The organism is Nocardia aegles (genome assembly GCF_052545135.1).
Genome location: NZ_JBQWRI010000002.1, coordinates 346,543 through 365,791 on the forward strand (window position 1 = coordinate 346,543; position 19,249 = coordinate 365,791).

The 19,249-nt window shown below is 66.1% G+C and carries 13 protein-coding genes; 5 read left to right on the forward strand and 8 right to left on the reverse strand.

Translation table 11 applies throughout. The features are described from left to right. Positions 1-4: 4 nt before the first annotated feature. Together ACT89H_RS06910 and ACT89H_RS06915 are read right to left on the reverse strand one after the other, a co-directional pair. The gene (locus ACT89H_RS06910) at positions 5-985 is read right to left on the reverse strand and encodes a DODA-type extradiol aromatic ring-opening family dioxygenase (RefSeq protein ID WP_445107672.1); all 981 of its coding nucleotides are present in this window, start codon (positions 983-985) and stop codon (positions 5-7) included. Between the two features lie 22 nt (positions 986-1,007). Further along, entirely contained in the window at positions 1,008-2,891 is a 1,884-nt protein-coding gene (locus ACT89H_RS06915; protein WP_445107673.1) for an FAD-dependent monooxygenase, read from the reverse strand. A 425-nt stretch (positions 2,892-3,316) separates the two neighbouring features. On the opposite strand from ACT89H_RS06915, the gene ACT89H_RS06920 reads away from it, so the two are divergent. Then, complete coding sequence (locus tag ACT89H_RS06920; RefSeq protein ID WP_445107674.1) at positions 3,317-4,900, forward strand: acyl-CoA synthetase; 1,584 nt, start codon at positions 3,317-3,319, stop codon at positions 4,898-4,900. Positions 4,901-4,989: 89 nt separating this feature from the next. Here the strand turns inward: ACT89H_RS06920 and ACT89H_RS06925 are convergent, their stop codons facing one another. The 6 genes from ACT89H_RS06925 to ACT89H_RS06950 all read right to left on the reverse strand — a co-directional run bounded on the left by ACT89H_RS06925 (position 4,990) and on the right by ACT89H_RS06950 (position 13,319). Then, positions 4,990-8,292 carry a protein kinase domain-containing protein gene (locus ACT89H_RS06925; RefSeq protein ID WP_445107675.1) on the reverse strand — a complete coding sequence of 1,101 codons (3,303 nt, stop codon included), beginning with the start codon at positions 8,290-8,292 and terminating at the stop codon, positions 4,990-4,992. A 216-nt stretch (positions 8,293-8,508) separates the two neighbouring features. After that, positions 8,509-9,135, reverse strand: coding sequence for a hypothetical protein (locus ACT89H_RS06930; RefSeq protein ID WP_445107676.1), 627 nt, complete (start codon positions 9,133-9,135; stop codon positions 8,509-8,511). Positions 9,136-9,718: 583 nt separating this feature from the next. After that, positions 9,719-10,591, reverse strand: a complete 873-nt coding sequence (locus ACT89H_RS06935) for an alpha/beta hydrolase (protein ID WP_445107677.1) — start codon at positions 10,589-10,591, stop codon at positions 9,719-9,721. 95 nt (positions 10,592-10,686) lie between these two features. Next, complete coding sequence (locus ACT89H_RS06940) at positions 10,687-11,274, reverse strand: TetR/AcrR family transcriptional regulator (RefSeq protein ID WP_445107678.1); 588 nt, start codon at positions 11,272-11,274, stop codon at positions 10,687-10,689. A 130-nt stretch (positions 11,275-11,404) separates the two neighbouring features. Next, complete coding sequence (locus ACT89H_RS06945; RefSeq protein WP_445107679.1) at positions 11,405-12,562, reverse strand: alkaline phosphatase family protein; 1,158 nt, start codon at positions 12,560-12,562, stop codon at positions 11,405-11,407. Positions 12,563-12,668: 106 nt separating this feature from the next. Continuing rightward, complete coding sequence (locus ACT89H_RS06950) at positions 12,669-13,319, reverse strand: GntR family transcriptional regulator (protein WP_445107680.1); 651 nt, start codon at positions 13,317-13,319, stop codon at positions 12,669-12,671. A 160-nt stretch (positions 13,320-13,479) separates the two neighbouring features. Between ACT89H_RS06950 and ACT89H_RS06955 the strand changes: the two genes are divergently transcribed. The 4 genes from ACT89H_RS06955 to ACT89H_RS06970 all read left to right on the forward strand — a co-directional run bounded on the left by ACT89H_RS06955 (position 13,480) and on the right by ACT89H_RS06970 (position 19,249). After that, complete coding sequence (locus ACT89H_RS06955; RefSeq protein ID WP_445107681.1) at positions 13,480-14,406, forward strand: malate dehydrogenase; 927 nt, start codon at positions 13,480-13,482, stop codon at positions 14,404-14,406. A gap of 36 nt (positions 14,407-14,442) precedes the next feature. Further along, positions 14,443-15,612 (forward strand): alpha-hydroxy-acid oxidizing protein, encoded by a 1,170-nt coding sequence (locus ACT89H_RS06960; RefSeq protein ID WP_445107682.1) that lies wholly within the window; start codon positions 14,443-14,445, stop codon positions 15,610-15,612. A 402-nt stretch (positions 15,613-16,014) separates the two neighbouring features. Continuing rightward, complete coding sequence (locus ACT89H_RS06965; protein WP_445107683.1) at positions 16,015-17,655, forward strand: sigma-54-dependent Fis family transcriptional regulator; 1,641 nt, start codon at positions 16,015-16,017, stop codon at positions 17,653-17,655. Between the two features lie 151 nt (positions 17,656-17,806). Continuing rightward, positions 17,807-19,249, forward strand: a complete 1,443-nt coding sequence (locus ACT89H_RS06970; RefSeq protein ID WP_445107684.1) for an aldehyde dehydrogenase family protein — start codon at positions 17,807-17,809, stop codon at positions 19,247-19,249.

A 19,249-nucleotide genomic window follows, 5' to 3' on the forward strand; every position in this document is an offset into this window, starting at 1 on the left:
CCTTCTAGTGCCAGCTCAGAAAGCCCATGCCGCAGCCGGTTCCGGCGGCCGACCGCACGATGGGCACGTACTCCGACCAGTCGACCGCTCGGCCCTCCATGGCGCCTGCCGCGGTGATCCAGTTGCGGATCTCGGAGGACCCACTGTTGAGCAGCGTGGCCGGTAGCGCGCACAGCGCCGCACTGTCCTTGTTCGCGATGGCGTCGAGTACCCGCCGGTCCAGTTCCTCGTTCACGACGAAGTGACTCATGCCCCCTGAGGCGAGGACGGCGATCCGGGCCTCGATCGGCGACGCCGCGGCGGCCGCGCGTAGCGCCCGCCCGAGTTCGAAGCAGCGCGCGGGGGTCGGCTGGTTGGGCGGGTAGTAGGTGTTGAGCATGAATGGAATCACCGGGATGAGAGCCGGCTGCAGGAACCGGTGAATCGGAAAACCGTAAGCGTGACCGAATCCGGTTCCGGGCGGCGCGTCGGCCATCCAGCCGATGTCGAAGCCCTCGGCCATCAGGCCCCGGACCAGGTCCTCGGCGAGCTCCGCGTGGCCGGCGAAGGTGAACTCGGCGTCCATCAGGTAGCTGCGGGCCGCCTGCTGGAGGAATTCCGAGTCGTGGTCGTCGAGCACGCCGGTGGTCATCGCCGCGGCCGCGGAGATCGCCATGACCGGCTGGTTGGTCTCGGTGAACAGCTCGCGCTGGTCATCTCCGACGATCAGGACGACATCCGGGGCGACGCGGCGGAAATCCTCGCGCAACCGCGCGAGCGCCGCCGCGCAACGTCGCCAGTTCTCCTCCCAGGCACCGGGTGTGCAACTCCGCGCGAACCGGTCCCCTGCCGCGGCCGCGAGGTCATCGAAGCTGCGGATGACCCCGGAGGCATCGTAGAGTTCGGGGTTCGTGCGGTCCTGGTCCGCGCGCTCGGCCCACAAATGCGGTGGTACGGCCAGTAACGGACTATGGGAAGTCGCCGCCCCGAAAACGATCTCTGCCATGGAAATCTCCTCCTGATCGGCCTCATTCGAGGACGCGGAACAAGTGCGCATCGCGCGCCGGGCCCACCCGAAGCGCCTCGCCGGCATCGGTGATCCCGGCCAAGTCGCTACGGACTGCCGTGGGGGCCGCCACGGGGCGCAGTAGTAGACGCACCGCGGCGGCCAGCTCGGCGGCCGGATCGGCGGGAGCCGTCGCCGCCCGCCACGCGACGTGGCGGTCGGGTCGCACGAGCAGAGCCCCGCCGGGATCGGTGCCGCGCACGGACACCCACTCCCCCGACGGGTCGGCCAGTGCCCCGCCCACCTCGACGAGGGTGAGCCCGAGCCCATCGACGGTCTCGGCCGCGCCGCGCCACGCCGCCGCATGCGCCACGTCGACGAACAGCGTCAACCCCTCCGGTGCCACGAGATCCGAGGTGGACACTCGCTCACCAGCGCGATCCAGCCAGACGTGCGGAATGTGGTGGCCGGGCCGCGCTGTCGGGTGGAATTCGGTGGCCGAGTCGTATCCGGGAGGTGGCGGCGTGCCGTCGGGGATGACAGCGCCGGTCGCGTAGGCGAACCCCGCTTCGATATTGAGCTGGCCGTAGTCCTCCGCGTTGTGCGCCACCGCCACTTCCGCCGCGGCTCGCCGCCGCGCACCTTCGGGGGTATCCGCGGCCCACTGCGCGATCTGCGCCCAGCCTTCCTCTTCCGACTGTCCCTTCGCCAGGCCGAGTGCGGCGGCCACCGGGGCATGCCGGCCCGCATTGCGCAGCGAGTGCTCCACGTTCCGCGCTGCGACCGGCATCCGTTCGCTCGCGTAGCTGTCCAGCAGCTGCTCGGCGGCCGTACCCTTCAGGACCGCGGCGATCTTCCATGCCAGGTTCGTCACGTCACCGATCGCCGTGTTCAAGCCGAGGCCCCCGGTGGGCGGATGACGGTGCGCGGCGTCGCCGACCAGGAACATGGGGCCGACCCGGAAACGGTCGGCGACCACACCCTCGAACTGCCAGTGGCTGATCGCGCGCACGTCGATAGCCAGGTCGGGCAGGCCGAGGATTCCGCGCACCTGCCGCAGGACGGCGTCCGCGTCCTGCGCCTCCGGGTCGCCGATGTGGTACGCCATGCTCAGCGACCATTCCGGTGAGCGCGCACCCCACCGGCCCGGGCCGAGCGCCAGCAGCGCCCCGGCGAAACTGCCCTGACCGGTAGGGGAGATGAAGTAGGTGAGCAGCGCCTCCGGGTCGGCATAGGACGACAGGTCGGCGGCGAAGTAGACGCTGACGATGTCCAGAAGGGCCCGCGGACCGGTGACCCCGACACCCGCCAGCCCGGCACACGTCCGCCCACCGTCGGCGGCGATCACGAAACGGGCGCGGACCTGGTACGAGCGGCCGCTGTCCCGGTCGACGATCGTCGCCGTCGCGCCGGTGTCATCGAGGTCCAAACCGACGAGCTCCTGCTGCGATCGCACTCGCCCCGGCCAGGCTTGTGCGGCGTGGTCGGCGAGGATCGTGTCGAGTCGCAACTGGGGAAGGTTCGCGAACCGGCGCGGGCTCGCGGCCGCGTAACGGGCCGCGTCCGCTCCGCCGCCCCAGGCGTTGACCGCACCGATCTTGCGGCCGTGCAACGGGGTCGGGCCGGCGAGCGAGGTGTACCAGGCGCACTTGTGCCATTGATCCTCGGGCGGCGACTCCTGGTAGATCTGCTCGGCCACGCCCACGTCGTGGAATGTCTCCATGGTGCGAACGTTGAGCAGGTGCGCCCGCGGAAAGTGGGCCGTGAAGGCGCGCCGTTCGACCAGTAGACCGTCGATCCCGCGCCTGGCCAGTTCCAGAACGGCCGTGAGCCCGGCTGGGCCGCCACCGACGATCAGGACCGGGACATCGAGGTCGGCGCCACTCTGCGCCGCGGGTCGGTTCATCTGCATCCTCCGATGACAGCGATCTTCGTAGACACGATTGGTAGCCAATATGCCGCTCCGGGTCGGTAAGCACAAGAGGCAATCGCATGAAAGTTGCGAATCTGCCGAGGCAATGACCGAGACAAGGGCGATCAGCGAGCGGAACTGTGAACCTTGACGCAGACAATAGGAGCCAATATTGTCTTCCAATATCAGTGAGGTGCATCACTGTTGAACACGCAGACCACCCCGGTGCGGCCCCAGCCCGACAACGCGGTCTTCACGACCATCTCCCCCAACCCAGCAGCACGCCGACTCGGCCGAGGAGTCGTGATGAAAACGATCTTGCCGCCGTGCGCATCGCGGACCAGCCTCCGGTGACAAATGCCCGCCTCGCGGACTCTTCCACCTCAGCTCGTGACCTCACCTCCAGGAAGGACATCCCGATGACCAGCGACGCCGTGACCCAGGCCCGCCAGCACACCGTGGGCGATCTGTTGCGCCGCACCGCCCAGCGTTATCCGGGCAAGGTCGCCGTCATCGACGGAGAGCGGTCCATGACGTACGCGGAGTTCGACGCGAGCGTGAATCGGTGTGCGCACGCCTTGGCCGACCGCGGATTGGGCAAAGGCGACCGATTGGCGTTGCTGTCGCACAACTGCGGTCACTACGTGGTGCTGGCCTTCGCGACCGCACGCCTCGGCGCGGTGCTCGTACCCGTCAACTTCATGCTCGGCGCCGAAGAGGTCGCCTATATTCTGTCCCACTCCGGAGCGTGCGGCCTGGTCACCGAAGACACCCTCGCCCCGACCGCGGAGAAGGCCATCGCCACAGCGGGTCTCACCGGCGGAATCCGCGGCTGGATCGGGCGGTCGCCGACCACACCCACCGGCGAGTGGGAGGACGTCGACACCTGGATCCGGACCGGCGACCCGTCCCCGGTCGAGGTCTTGGTCACCGACGACGATCCGCTGCGCCTGATGTACACCTCCGGAACCGAGTCCCGGCCCAAGGGGGTCATGCTGTCCAGTCGCTCGCTGATCGCCCAGTACGTGTCCTGCGCGATCGACGGCGGGATGAGCGCCGACGACATCGAGGTCCACGCGCTGCCGATGTACCACTGCGCCCAGCTGGATTGCTTCTTCTGCGTCGACGTCTATCTCGGCGCCACCAGCATCATCCTGCCCGGACCCGATCCGGCCGCGCTGCTGGCGACCATCGAGCGGGAAAAGGTGACGAAGCTGTTCTGCCCACCGACGGTCTGGATCTCGCTGCTCCGTCATCCGGACTTCGACTCGACCGACCTGTCCAGCCTGCGTAAGGGCTATTACGGCGCCTCCCCGATGCCGGTGGAGGTGCTGGGGGAGCTGCGGGAGCGCCTACCCGAAGTTCGGCTGTGGAACTTCTACGGGCAGACGGAAATGGCGCCGGTGGCCACGATCCTCGGCCCGCACGAGCAGTGGGAGCGGGCGGGCAGCGCAGGCAAGGCCGCGATCAACGTCGAGACGTTGGTCGTCGACGACGACGGTAATCCGCTGCCACCCGGAACGATCGGCGAGATCGTCCATCGCAGCCCGCACGCCATGCTCGGCTATTACCGCGACGAGGCCAGAACCGCCGAGGCCTTCCGCGGCGGCTGGTTCCACTCAGGTGATCTGGGCGTGCTCACCGAAGACGGCTATCTCTCCGTCGTGGACCGCAAGAAGGACATGATCAAAACCGGCGGCGAGAACGTCGCGTCCCGGGAGGTCGAGGAGGCCCTCTACCGGCTCGGCGGTGTCGCCGAGGTCGCCGTATTCGGAATCGACCATCCGCACTGGATCGAAGCCGTCACCGCCGTGATCGTCCGCAAACCCGGCAGCACACTCACCGTCGAGGAGGTCGACGCCCACACGCGCGAATTCCTGGCGGGCTACAAGCGGCCGAAATACGTGGTATTCGCGGAGCGGCTACCCAAGAACCCCAGCGGCAAGATCCTCAAGAAGGATCTGCGGATCGCCTATGCGGGACTGGCCGGGGAGTCATCGTGATCCTCGAATTCGAGGATGGGGTCCGGCCGAACACGCGGAGCTCGGCCGACTCCTCGAGAAGCTCTACGACACTCCTCGATCAACAATGATCAACTGTCGTCCGCCGATACCTCAGGAGGCTTGTTGTGCGGATCTCTGACCCATGCCGCAATCTGAGCCCGCGAGGTGAACTCCAACTTGGTCAGGAGGTGTTCGATGTGGCCCTGGGCGGTACGTGGCGAGATCACCAAACGAGCGGCGATCTGCTTGTTGGTCAGCCCATCGGCGACCAGTTCGGCTACCTCACGCTCGCGCTTGGTCAGTTTGCGACCAGCGTCCGGCATCGGCGAGACGTCTTCACCCAGGGCGTACGCGACGGCTGCCTCGAAGCCGAGTGCTGCGCCCTCCCGGCGAGCCGCGGTGAAGCTCTTCTCGCTCATCGCCTCTCTCGATTTGCGTTCGCACTCTTCTTGGAACGAGAGCAGGTCCGGGAAGAGCACGAGGGGACTGCCCATCGAGTGGCCGAGCTGGCTTGCCGCCCCGGTCAACACGATCGCGCGCTCGAAATCCTGTTGATCGGCGGCTATCCATGCCAATGTCTGCAGACAAAAGACGGCGTTCAGGCGATCGGTGATCCTCCGGCTCACCTGTAGTGCCTGCTCGAGTAACCGAGTCGCCCCCATGTGGTCACCATCCCGCCACACGACAATCGCCAGCACCCACAGCAAGTACGTCCGAAAGTACGATTCTCCACGCTCCTGGGAGATTTCGAGCCCGTGTTCATAGCATTTCATCGTCCTCTCCACGTCGTCGAGCAGCGCATACGTCAGCGCGAGCATGCCGACGACCATGAGCAGGGGGGTGTGCAGGCGGTATTCGGTGAGAACTCGTTCGGCTCTCTCGAGATGTGGGCGCGCGTCCGAAGGGCTCCCGTTGAACAAGGCGAGAAGCCCATCCCCGAGGTCGATGTAGGCGTGAGCTATGGTCGAGGTCGTCTGCTGGACAAGAGCTCTCTCTTCTCGCATGCGTGGGACCATCCCCCCGACGTCGCCCTGCATTCCGGCCATATAGATGGCGAAGCACAGCGCCCCGGCCCGGTCGGCGACGCTTTCCGGCCCCATCTCGCAGGCCAGGAATCGATCGAGCCAGCGCCGGCCTTCGCTGAAGGAACCGTGCGAGTGCCAGAAGGGGAAGAGGTCCGCGGCGATCCGGATTCCGATCTCCGGGCTTTCGGAGACGCAAAATTCCAGCACTTGCCGAACATTCGGCAGTTCCTGACTGAATTTGTTGAGCCATGCGAGTTCGCGGGGACTCACCCAGTCGGCCTCTGCCTGGCGAACCAGCCGCTCATACCAATCACGATGGCGACGGCGGAGGTCCGGGTATTCACCGGTTTGCCGCGCCTTTTCGAGGCCGTAGTCGCGGACGGTGTCGAGCATTCTGAAACGCACGGCGCCACGGGATTCCTCCCGCGTCAGGATCGACTTGTCGACCAGGGACGCCACGATGTCCAGTACTTCCTCGGCCTGCAGGCCGACACCACAAACGTATTGTGCGGCCTCGAGCTCGAAGCTGCTGGAGAACACGGACAGCCCGGCCCATACCCGTTGCTCGTCCGGTGTGCAGAGGTCATAGCTCCAGTCGATGCACATCCGCAATGTCTGCTGCCGAGAGGGCGCACCCCTGCTTCCGCGGGTGAGCAACGCGTAGCGATCGCTCAACCGCTGCAGTATCTGCTCCGGCGACATCGCACGCAACCGGGCCGTCGCAAGCTCGATCGGTAGCGGCAATCCGTCCAGCCGTTGACAGATACGGGCGATGGTGACCCGGTTGTCGTCGGTGACCTCGAAGCCGGCGACCACTGCGGCGGCTCGTTCGGCGAACAACGTGATCGCGTCGTTGCGGGACAGTCCCCGCGGGGAGTGATCGGGATCGGGCACGGCGAGCGGGAGGACGGGTAGCACGGCTTCCCCGCCGAGGCCGATCGGCTCACGGCTGGTCGCGAGAATCCGCAAATCCGGGCATACCCGGAGCAGCGATTCGGCGAGGTGTGCCACCGCGGTCACCATCTGCTCGCAGTTGTCCAGCACGAGTAGCTGTTTGCGAGGTGCGAGAAACTCCACCAGCGCCTCGTGCAACAGCCGTACCGACCGGTCTTGCACGCCCACGGCGCGCGCCACCACACCGACCAGCAGCGACTCGTCCCGTAGCTCGCCCAGCTCTACGAACGTGACGCCGTCGGGGAAGTCGCCGCGGACGTTGTTGGCGACCCGCACGGCAAGGCGGGTCTTGCCTACCCCGCCGATTCCGGTCAACGTCACCAGCCGCGATGTGGACAGCTTGCTCTTCGCGTCGTTCTGCTCTGCGCGGCGGTCGACGAAACTGGTCAGCTCCAGCGGAAGCCTGCCCGTCCGGCCCGATGGTGTCTCTGCTGATCGGTCCCCCTGGGGCGTGCGCTCTATCGAGGGCGACTTCCTGCTTCCAGGCGAGATGCCTGCTTGTTCTGCCCCGTATGTCGTGTGCAAAGCCATTTCATCGACCGGGAAACCATGGCGAAGCTGAGATTCCTGGAGCTGTTCACCCAGTCGTGTGGCCGACGGGCGGCTGTCCGGGTCCGGGGACATGGCCTGTTCGAGAATGGCGCTGAGATCCTCGGAAACTCCGTGCGCCCGCGGGTCGGGGATCGGCTCCGCGGTAATCCGTACGAACTGGGCAACCAACTGCTCACCGGTGCGGCGTTCGAAGGCGGCGTGACCGGTGAGTGCGGCGAACAACGTCGCGCCCAGGCTGTAGACATCCGCGGCGCGGCTCGGGGGCTTGCCGGAAACGACCTCGGGGGCGGTGAAGGCCGGCGTGCCGGTCACGACGCCGGTAGCTGTGACGAAGGCCCCCGTGACATGGGCGATGCCGAAGTCCGTCAACGCCGGCTCACCGTAGTCCGTGAGCAGGATATTCCCGGGCTTGACATCACGATGGAGCACGCCGGAGCGGTGCGCGGCCTCCAAGGCGCCGGCCATTTTCACCCCGAGCCGGAGCGCTTCCTCCAGCGGCAGTGGTCCGTCATGACGGATGCGCTCCTCGAGCGAGCCCCGCGGGTAATACGGCATGACGATAAAGGGCCGACCCTCGTCGGTGACGCCGACCTGGAGAACATTGACGATATTGGGATGCCCGGTCAGCCTGCCCGCCGCCCGCTGCTCGCGGAAGAACCGTGCCCGGTTCTCCTCATCGAGATCGGCGGCGAGGATCTTGACCGCCACAATACGGTCGAGCGCCGACTGCGCGCACCGGTAGACGGCACCGAAACCACCACGACCGATTTCCACGGCATCGTCGAACCCGGCCGCAGCCAATTCCGCGGCAACCGACCCGGACACGCCACGTTGTGTCGCGAGTGGATCGACATCGGTCATCGACTACACCGGTTCGAATATCCGAAACCGCGACGCAGAGCTCTCACTGCTCACCTCTCAACGATGCACCCCCAGAATATCGCTGATCAACCTGGTCGGGCACGGTTCTGTGCACGGCGGTGGTGAACAGTGGCAGCGCGGCGGCACACCAGCCGCTCGGCTGCCGGCGATCGCCTGGCGCGTAACCTGCCGCCCGGCCGGTTCGTCCCGATGCCCTCAGTGTTGCGCGTTCCAGAATCCGATGCCGACCGCGCCCCACCAGCACACCTGCGAGACGGCTCCGGAAGCGGCGCCCCAGATGAGCAGCCGCGTCGGAGGTGTGCCCGAAGTTTCTCGGGACAGGCGCTTGCTCAGTACCGTCGCCTGTAACCCGTTGAGTGTCAGCAGCAGAATCAGCACCATCTTGGTGCGGGTCGCTCCCGAGCCGAGATCCGGTTCGAGGAAGCAGCCGCTCATCACGAGCCCCGTCAGTCCCACCCAGATCGGGGCGTGCAGACGTGACATGCCCGTGATCGCGTCGGCCAGCGTCGACCGGCCGGACAGCCACAGTGCCATCAGGTAGTCCGCCACCAGAACCCCGCCGAAACCGACGATGAGGGCCGCCAGATGCACGAACAGTCCCGCAGTGTGCAAGGCGGCATCCACCCGCACGTGCACCGATATCCACAGTGTCGCAGCGAGAATCGAGGTTGCCAGCAATCCCGCCGCACTCACGGTCCACCAGGAGTCGTGCAGTGCCAGCGGGCGCTGCGGCTCGGCGGCAGGCCAGCGGCGGCCGGTTCGGGTACGCGGCGCCGGGCCGCCCCAGACGATGGCTTCGGCTCGGTTCCCGGGAAGCACCACGACTGCACTACTGGTCGTTTGACCATTATCTTCACTGGTCCGGACGTTGCCCACGGTGCCTCCAGGGTGGATCACTTCAACTTGTTAGGTGAGGCTAATCTATAACTTCGGTCCGAGAAAAGAGGGAGATGCTTTGCGCGGACCGGCGCGGATCGAACGTGAAGGGGAGACCAGGAATGACCGTGGGATGGGGTCTGAGCATCGGCTCGGCGAACTCGGTGTCGGCCGTACCGAACGAAGCGGGAACCCTCGAAGGGGCGACAGTTCGGCGTAGCGCTGTCCGCTTCCACGGCTCGGCCGAGGGCCGGCGCGATTCCCGGTGCCCGCCGTGGTGGCCGATTCGCCGATCTCGCAGCGACACCAGATCCGGCCGTACTGGCGAGCGACACGGCGTGGTCGCCCGCCGTGATGGTGGCCGCGATGGCGACACGCCCGCTCGCCGAGAAACGTGGCGTCCGCGGGCGTGCCGTCTCGACCTATCCGGCGCGGAGAGTCCGGTTGATGAGAAAGTCGCGCTGATCAGAGACCGATTGGTCGGTTCTGCTGATTCGGGAGATTGCCGATGGTTGATGGACTCGACGACTCACCGGAGCTTTTCGGCGCCGGTGGGACGGGGTTCCAGCCCGGAGTGAGTAGCACGTCGTTCGGTACCGGTGTGCTCGACGGCCCAGTTGAGCGCGTAGTCGGCCACCTCCTCCCATCCTTCCTGGCCGACGATGAAGTGGGTGCGGCCAGGGAACTCCTTGTACTCGGTCACCGCTGGGGACTTCCGCGCCAGACGCAGGTTGGCCTTGTTCACCTTCGGGGGTGAGATGTGGTCGACCTCACCCGCTATGAACAGCAAAGGCTGCCGCCGACTGCGAAAGTCGACTTTTGTGGTGGCGCGCGGGTTGACGTTGGCGAACGCGCCTTGAAAGAGCACACGCGCCGCCGCGGGCACGTGGTATCGCTCGTACGCCGCGGCCGACTCTTCTTCACTGAGCGTATGAGTGAAGGCGTAACGGAACTGCTCGGGTGTCAATGTGATCGCTTTGTTTTTGTTGGCGGGGTTGCGCAGCACCGGCCAGGCCGACTTCAGGGTGGAGTAGGGCAGCGGGAGAACACCCTTGACAGCGGCAGAGTTGATGGCCACGCCGACGCTACCCAAGCCTCGGTCGAGCAGAATCTGGGTGATGGCGCCGCCGAACGAATGCCCGATGATGATCGGCGCCTCATCGAGACCGCCGAGGACCTCCTCGTAGCGCGAGACCACCTCCCCCAGTCCCAAGCCGTTGATGCGCGCCGGATCCCGGCGGATTTCTTCCACCTCGCTGTCCAGGCGCGGCCAGGCAGGGGCCAGGACTCGATAGCCCTGCGCCTGATAGCGCTGGATCCACTTCTCCCAGCTGCGTGGATTCATCCAGAGGCCGTGGATGAGCACGACGGTGCCGACCTTGTCGGCGTGGCTCTCAGTCACCGGGATCTCCTGTAGATAGAACGGTCTATTCACTAGTTACGATAGCCGTGGACGAGCCCGGCGGCAAGCCGCAAGGGGCGAACTCCAGGACGAACTCAGTCGAGAGCCAGAAGTGCGGCGACACCTTCGCTCAAGGTTCGGTTGGCCGAGTGTGGATCTCCCAAGTAAGCGGCCACCATCGCGCCGTCACGCAATGCCACCATCGCATCGGCCGCCCCTCGAGGGTCGGCCACACAGGCTTGCCGAAAGGCCTGCTCCAGCACTCGATGAAATGATTCGCGGTAGGTCAGGACTGCCTGGTGAACCGCACTGCTCCGCTCCGGATACTCGACGGCGGCATTGATAAATGGGCACCCGCGGAATCCCTCACGGCAGATCTCCTCGCCGATGCCACGCGCCACGACTTCGAGGAAGGCTGCGGGGGTATCGGCTTGCTCCTGCGCCACGGCCAAGCCGGCACGGATCCGCTGATCCGTGGCCTCGAGGTAGGCGCACACGAGGTCATCCTTTCCCGCGAAGTGTCGATAGAACGTGCCTCGGGCGACGTCCGCCTCCGCGATGACACGGTCGACACCGACCGCCCGGATACCGTCGACGTAGAAAAGCCTGCTCGCCGTGGCCAACAGTCGCTCGCGCGCCTCCGATCCACGACCCGACACGGAAACACTCTTTACCTTCGACATACCACCAGTGTATGAAACGTTCTTTCTACACGGTGGGTGCGATCCGTGCCGGGCTCCTCCGGTCCGGCCGGCTTTGTCCGGTCCGTCGATCGAGAGGATGACATTTCGCGTGCGCTTATCGATTGACCGCTTATCGATTGACTATGAGTGGAACCAGTTGCTCGTCGGCTGTCCACGCGCCGTGATGACCGAGCATCGTCGACTCGAGTGGTTCACGGTCCGGGCACACGAGAACGCTGCGGCCCTCCGCGACGGCGATGAGGTCTCCGATTCGGTGGGCGATGACGGGCTCGGGCGGAGTGGACCCGAACCAATGCTCGTCCAACGCTTGCTCGCGGCTGACCACATGGGCGTGGGTGGATAATTCGTCGGTCCATACGGCCATGACATCGGACAGCGCATCGGCACGCTCGAGGTAGATGTGGCGCACCCGGGCCTCGCCTGCGATCAGCCGGACGTCGTGGTGCAACCGGCTCCGTGCGTCGAGGTCGATGACGTCGTCCGCCCCGATCATTCCGTGATCGCCGGTGATGAGCAGCGTGCAGGTGGCCGGTAGATCGGTCAACAGGTCGGCTACGCAGGCGTCGATGTCACGCAGGACTTCCAGCCATCGCGGTGATTCGGGTCCGTGCATGTGGCCGGCCGCGTCGAGATCGGGGAAATAGGCGTAGGCGAATCGGGGCTGTGTTCCGGGATGGTCGGCGACGGCGAGGATTCCTGCTCGCAGCTGGTCGAGGTCGCTGGCAGGATGTAGCGTTCCGGCGGCGCGGAACGCGGCGCGGGTCAGGCCCGAGTCGCTCTGATACGCCGGAATCACATAGTGCACATCTATCCCGCGTGCGGCGAGGTCTTGTACGCGACTGGGAGCTTGCTGCACGGTTTCGGGCGGATAGGTCTCGAGGGCGTCTTCGCCGGTCGCGGCATCGAGTCGCCAGCGCAGCGAGTTGAGCAGTCTGAGGCCGCTGTCGGTGTCGGGCACGGCGAAGCTGTAGCCGATGATGCCGTGCGTGGCACAGGGTGCCCCCATGGCCAGACTGGTGATGCTGACTGCGGTCGTCGCCGGAAAGCCGGCGGTCAGAGTGGCTCTGACGTGAGCCGCCAGCGTCGGCGCGACATCGGTGTGCCGCCTGAGCAACTCGGCACCCAGTCCATCGATCACCAGCACGACGACATCACGGTTGGGTGTGAGCTCCAAGGGGTTGTGGGCTTGCATCCCGTAGGACGCGGCGATAGACGGTAGGACATCGGCGAGTGTGTACGGCGCTGCCGCAAATCGTGCTCGGACCACGGCTGCACCCTACTGGGTACAGACGTCGTCCACGCGGCAGTGCAAGTCGCCCATCCACGATCGGAAAGGTGATCTCGGTGCATGGACGCAGATCAGGTATCTGCGGCTAGGAGGCTTCTTCGTGACGGCCGGGCAATGCGTCGAGCACGGCGGAACGGCCGATCTGCAGGTCGTATTCGAGCGCGGCGATCGCGGCGGCGCCGCCGCGTTGCAGCTCGGCGAGCAGTGTGGTGTGCAGCTGCGCGAGGCGGGAGGCGGTGAAGTCCGGCCGGACCGTCGAGACGACGTAATGCAGTTCTTCCTCACACTGCGTGTAGGCCTGTAACAGCTTGCTGTTTGCGGCCGCGACCACGAGCTCGTGGTGAATCCGCTGATGGGTCACGATGACTTCGACCCAGGACGCGTCGTCGGGAAGCGCCTGCAACGCGTGCGTCGCTTCGGCGACCCGCCCGAGATCGGCCCCGTGCCGCTGTGCCAGACGAAGTGCGCCGATCTCGAGCACCTCTCGGTGGTCATAGAGTTCATCGACGCGCTCCCGGGAAAGCAGCGGGACGATCGCACCCCGGTTCGGGCGGTGATCCAGCAGGCCGGAGGCGACCAGTGACCGCAGCGCTGCGCGAACGGTGTAGCGGCCGGTTCCGAATCGTGCCGCCAACTCCTCTTCCCTGAGCCGCTCGCCGGGACGATGGGAACCGGACAACAGCTCATCGCGCAGGTGAGCGGCAACTCTCCCGGCAGCGTTCGACTCGGCGTTCACAGCCTCCAGTATCGCAACGGACGCCGATCACAGACCCGCCTCTTTTGTGACACAATTTTTGTGTCACAATCCAGATTGTGACACAATCAACACTCGAGCATCTCGGATAGGCACAACTCTCTACCCCCACATCTCGGTCCGAGATGCCCAGGAGGCTGCTATGAAGATCGCGATCGTCGGAGCGGCAGGCGGGATCGGTTCCTCCGTGGCGTACTCCCTGTCGTTGAACGGGACCGGCGACGAGCTCGTCCTGATCGACCGCAACACCGATGCCCTGCAAACACACGTGTGGGATCTGGAGCAACTGCGAATCTCGGCCCGTCCGTTCGACGTTCGCGCGGGCACCGTCGCCGATGCCGCCGACGCCGACATCGTGGTGCTATCCGCCGCCGCACCACCGCGCAAGGACAGCCCCCGGATCGAATACCTCGCCGAAAATCTCGCCATCGCCCGCGAAACCGGGCAAACGCTCGCAGCGACTCCCGGGTGGCCCGGTGTGCTGATCGTCGCGTCCAATCCGGTGGATCCGCTCGTCACCGCATTGCAGCAGATGACCGGGATCGATCGCCGCCGTGTGCTCGGCTACACGATCAACGACAGCCTGCGACTGCGATACGGGATCGCCGAAGCACTGGGCGTACCACCACATCGAGTGTCGGCCTGGGTGCTCGGGGAGCACGGTGATCACTGTGTGCCGCTGTTCGACCGCGTACAGATCGACGATCGGCCGGTGGTTCTCGACGAGCGGCAACAGCGTGCGGCACGCGCCTACCTGCTCGAGTGGTACCCGAGGTGGGTAGCGCTGGGGGTGCCGCGCACGTCGACGTGGACATCGGGCAACGGCATCTCCTCGATGGTGCGTGCCATCGCTTCCGACAGCGGCGAGATCTGGCCGGCGTCGATGGTGCTGGCCGGGGAATACGGCATCGACGACATCGCGGTCGGTGTGCCGGTCCGCCTCACCCGGTCCGGCGCGGCGGAAGTGCTGGACTGGCGCCTGAACGAGAGCGACCGGAACGCGATGCACGCGGCGGCAGGCTACGTGGACGACGCACTCGCCCAGGTCGGCGTGGCTCGACGCCGCTGAAACCCCGAGACGAAACGATAGACAAGGACACGGCACGTGGCGCAGCAATACGGTGACTTCCAGCTCGAGATCTACCGAGCGGGGACGAAAGGCATCCTTCCGCGCTATCCGGTCGACTTCGAGACCCTCGAGCGCAGAGCGGCCGAGGTGCTGCCGGAGTGGATCCTGTCGTACGTGGCGGGTGGCTGCGGTAACGAGCACACCCAACGGGCGAATATGGCGGCCTTCGACAAATGGGGGTTGATTCCCCGCATGTTCAATGGCCGCTACGAGCGTGACCTGTCGATCGAGCTGTTCGGCATGCGTCTACCCACTCCGTTGTTCACCGTTCCGATCGGCGTCATCGGCATCTGCGCCCAGGATTTCCACGGTGATCTGCACGTGGCGCGCGCGGCCGCCCGCACCGGCGTCCCGGTGGTGCAGTCCACGCTGTCCACCGATCCGGTCGAGGAACTGGGGCCCGCGCTCGGCGACACACCCGGCTTCTTCCAGCTGTACACGCCGAAAGACCGTGACCTCGCCGTCAGCTTGATCCACCGTGCCGAGGCAGCAGGATACAGAGCTCTGGTGGTCACGCTCGACACCTGGGTCACCGGATGGCGGCCACGCGACTTGAACCGCGCGAACTTCCCCCAGCTGCGCGGATACTGCCTCGCCAACTACTTCACCGACGAACACTTCCTCCGACGTCTGGCCACGACACCGGAGGACGACATCTCGGCCGCCGCCGCGGAGTGGGCCGGCCAGTTCGGCTACTCGCTGTCGTGGGAGGACCTCCGGTGGATCCGTGCGGCCACCAGCCTGCCGATCGTGCTCAAGGGCATCAGCCATCCCGACGATGTCCGCAAGGCGATCGATTTCGGCGCCGACGGCATCTACTGCTCCAATCACGGTGGGCGACAAGCGAACGGCGGACTGCCCGCGCTGGACACCCTGCCGGATGTCGTGGCAGCGGCCGATGACACTCCGGTGCTGTTCGACTCCGGCGTACGCAGCGGCACCGACGTCGTGAAGGCACTCGCCCTGGGCGCGACCGCCGTCGGCGTCGGCCGATCCTACGCCTACGCCCTCGCGCTCGGTGGCGAGGACGGCGTGGTCCACCACATCAGGTCGATCCTCGCCGAAGCCGACCTGCTCATGGCCATCGACGGCTATCCCACTATCGCGGACCTGCGCGCGGAGGGCGCACTGCGCCGCGTGAACTGACCGCGGGCAACCTCGATCGAAAGGCACGTTCGGCCGTCGTCGAACCGGACCGGAGCCCGACCTCGATCTGGCTCAGAATGTATCCCAAACCCAGCGAGTTGACCTGAGAGCGGTATTGCTGTAGCGCACCCGCCGCCTCGGCGTCGAAGCATTCCCACGCGTTCACCAGCTGGGACGACAGGCTCACCGGATGGCGCAGCCGACTCATCTGCCGCGGACGCGCCCCGGTCATCTCCTGCGCGTCGGGCGATCGGCGACGGGCCGGCGCCGAACGCTCGCCAGGGAACACTCAGCCCGTGGTGAGCTATGGCTGTCATCGTCACAACCTTGCGCAGCACCATGGGCGGCGGCAAACTGCTATAAATCTCACCACTTCGTTACAGCTACCAACCACAAGATTCGATGACCACGAGCTTTCGCGACAATGACGTCGACCTGCGGCCGGAGATTGCCCTTGGATGGCGCCGATCCGTGCTGAGCGGACTCGACCCCACCATGGCGGTGCGCGAGACACCGCTGTTCGATATCGACCGCCACAGTCGGCTCCTGCGTGCGGCAGACCCGGTACTGACCAAAATTCTCGACGAACTCGACGACACCCGGTTCTCGATCTTGCTCGCCGACCACTGCGCGCGCATCGTCGATCGGCGCACCAGCAATCCGGTCCTCTACCGGTATCTCGACGCCGTCCAAGCGGTCCCGGGCGTGCAGTACGTCGAGGAGGTCAGCGGCACGAACTCGCTGGCCACCGCCTTCGAATTGCGCAAACCGATCGCCGTGGCCGGTCATGAGCACTTCCTCGAAGCCCTGCGGGTCTTCTGCTGCTACGGCGCACCGATCATTCACCCGATCACCAGGCGACTGGAGGGCGTCCTGGATCTCACCGGTCCGGTCGAGGACCGCAGCAACCTGCTCGGCCCCTTCCTCATGCGCGCCGTGCGCGATATCGAGCAGCGGCTTCAGGAGGGTTCCCGGCTGAGCGAGCAGCGCCTGTTCGCCGAGTTCCAGCGAGAATCCGCCCGCAAGAAGTCCGCCATCATCCTGTTCGGCGAGAACCTCGCGCTGACCAATGCCGCGGCTACGGATCTGGTGAGCACCGACGACTACCCGGCCTTGCGCGCATTCGCCTCCGAACTGGGTACCCGCGGGCAGATCGCGCAGACGCTGACGCTCTCGTCCGGACGTACGGTCGCTGTTCACGCCAGATTGGTCGACGACTGCCGCGACGGTGTGCTGATCGAGGTCTTGCCACACCAACCGGCGCCTGCGCCGATCCGAAGCCGGGCACGTGCGCGCGACCACCGCACGATCCTGGTCACCGGTGGTCCGGGTTCCGGACGATCCGCGCGCGCCCGCGCCATCGCCGGGGAGAACGCCACCGTCATGAATGTGGCGACCGAACTCGACGACAGCGGACAGTGGCGTTCGAGACTCGCTCGCGCGCTGAGCACATCGGCCGCGGTTGTCCTCGACAACGTCCATCTGTGCCACGCGACGGACGCCGCAGCCATCCGGGCCCTGTTGTCGAACGCCGCTTGCACAGTTGTCATGGTTTCCGGAGAGGTCGCCGACGCTCCTTCCCAGGAGCACGCGGCACTGTACGGTCTCGTCGACGAGCGGGAGGGCATGCCCTCTTTACGCGATGCCGGGCATACCTTCCCCCGGATCGTCCATGATGTCCTCGAGCGTCTGGCGGTCGGAGATCGAGACGAACCCGGACACGCTGTCCATTTGCGTGTCGCGCCGACGGCGCTCGCGGTCCTGGCCGAACAGGATTGGCCCGGCAACCTGTCCGAACTGCATCACGTCCTGCGCACCGCGGCCAACGGCCGCTCACACGGCGACATCACCATCGACGATCTGCCCGAAAGCTACCGGCAACCGGCGCTCCGCAAGTTGACGCCGCTCGAGCGAGCCGAACGCGCCACCATCTTGTCCACCCTGGCCGCCTCCCACGGCAACAAGGCCGCGACCGCCAGCGCGTTGGGCATCGGCCGTAACACGCTGTACCAGCGACTTCGCTACTACCAGATCACGGGCTGAGCGCGGCGAGCCGTTTATCGCGACGGCCGGCGAGTGTTCCGAATCCGAACACCTCACCGCGTCTCCGGAAGCGCATAGTGATGGTCGTCATACTGACCGGCGGGCGCCGCGGCAAACCTACGCGCCCCGTCACCGCAGGCAAGGAGGCCCGATGAGTACGCTCGAGACCACCGCGTATGTCAACACCATCAACGGCGAGAGCAGAGATTCCGCGACACGAGCGGCGGTCTACAACCCCGCGACCGGTCAGGTGTTCACCGAGGTTCCGATCGCGACGCAGGCCGATCTCGACGAGGCCGTAGCGGCCGCTCGAGCCGCCTTCCCCGCGTGGTCGGCCACCCCGCTTTCCGAACGGCAGGCCATCGTCTCCGCGATCGGCGACCGGTTGGAGCAGCACGCCGAGGAGTTCCTGGCGCTGCTGACCGCCGAACAGGGAAAGCCGCGCGGGATGGCCGAGTGGGAGGTCTACGGCAGCGTCGCGTGGTTCCGTGAGATCGCCAAACAGGCATTGCCCGAGGAAGTTCTCGAAGACACCCCCGAACGCAAGGTGATCAGCCGGCACACCCCGTTGGGTGTGGTGGGTGCGATCGTGCCGTGGAACTTCCCGATCCTGCTTGCCGTATGGAAGATCGCCCCCGCCCTGGTCAGCGGCAACACCATCATCGTCAAGCCCTCGCCGTTCACTCCCCTGTGCGACCTCAAACTCGTCGAACTGGTACAGGATCTGCTGCCGCCCGGTGTCCTCAGCGCGCTCAGCGGTGACGACGACCTGGGCAAATGGATGACAGCGCATCCCGGCATCGCGAAGATCGCGTTCACCGGCAGCACCGAGACCGGCAAGCACGTCATGGCCTCGGCGGCGGGCACCCTCAAGCGGCTCACCCTGGAGCTGGGTGGCAACGACCCGGCGATTGTTCTTCCCGACGTCGACCCGGAAAAGGTTGCGCCGCAAATTTTCTGGGCGGCGTTCCAGAACAACGCGCAGTTCTGCAATGCCGCCAAACGTGTCTACATCCACGACGACGTCTACGACGCGGTGCGCGACGCGCTGGTGGCCTACGCGAAAACGGTGGTGGTCGGCGACGGCTCGTTGCCCGAAACCCAGCTCGGTCCGATCCAGAACCGACCACAGCTGGACAAGGTCGCCGAATATTTCGCCGATTGCAAGGCCAACGGCTACACCTTCGCCCTCGGCGGGGAGATCGACACCGAATCCGGGGGCTGGTTCGTCCCGGTCACCCTGGTCGACAACCCACCAGAGGACTCGCGCCTGGTCGCCGAGGAGCCGTTCGGTCCGATCCTGCCGCTGCTTCGCTGGTCCGACGAAGCCGATGTGATCGCTCGCGCCAACGACACCCTGTGGGGACTCGGCGCCAGCGTGTGGGGCAACGACCTCGCCGCGGTCGAACGCATCGGCCGCCAACTCGAGGCGGGCACCGTGTGGCTCAACGAGATCCACCAATACTCCCCGCATCAGGTGTTCGGGGGCCACAAGCAGTCGGGTATCGGTGCGGAAAACTCGCTGCACGGTCTGGCCGAATACACCAACCACCAGACCATCTGCCTCAACCGCGTTCCGGGCACGGTGGCATGA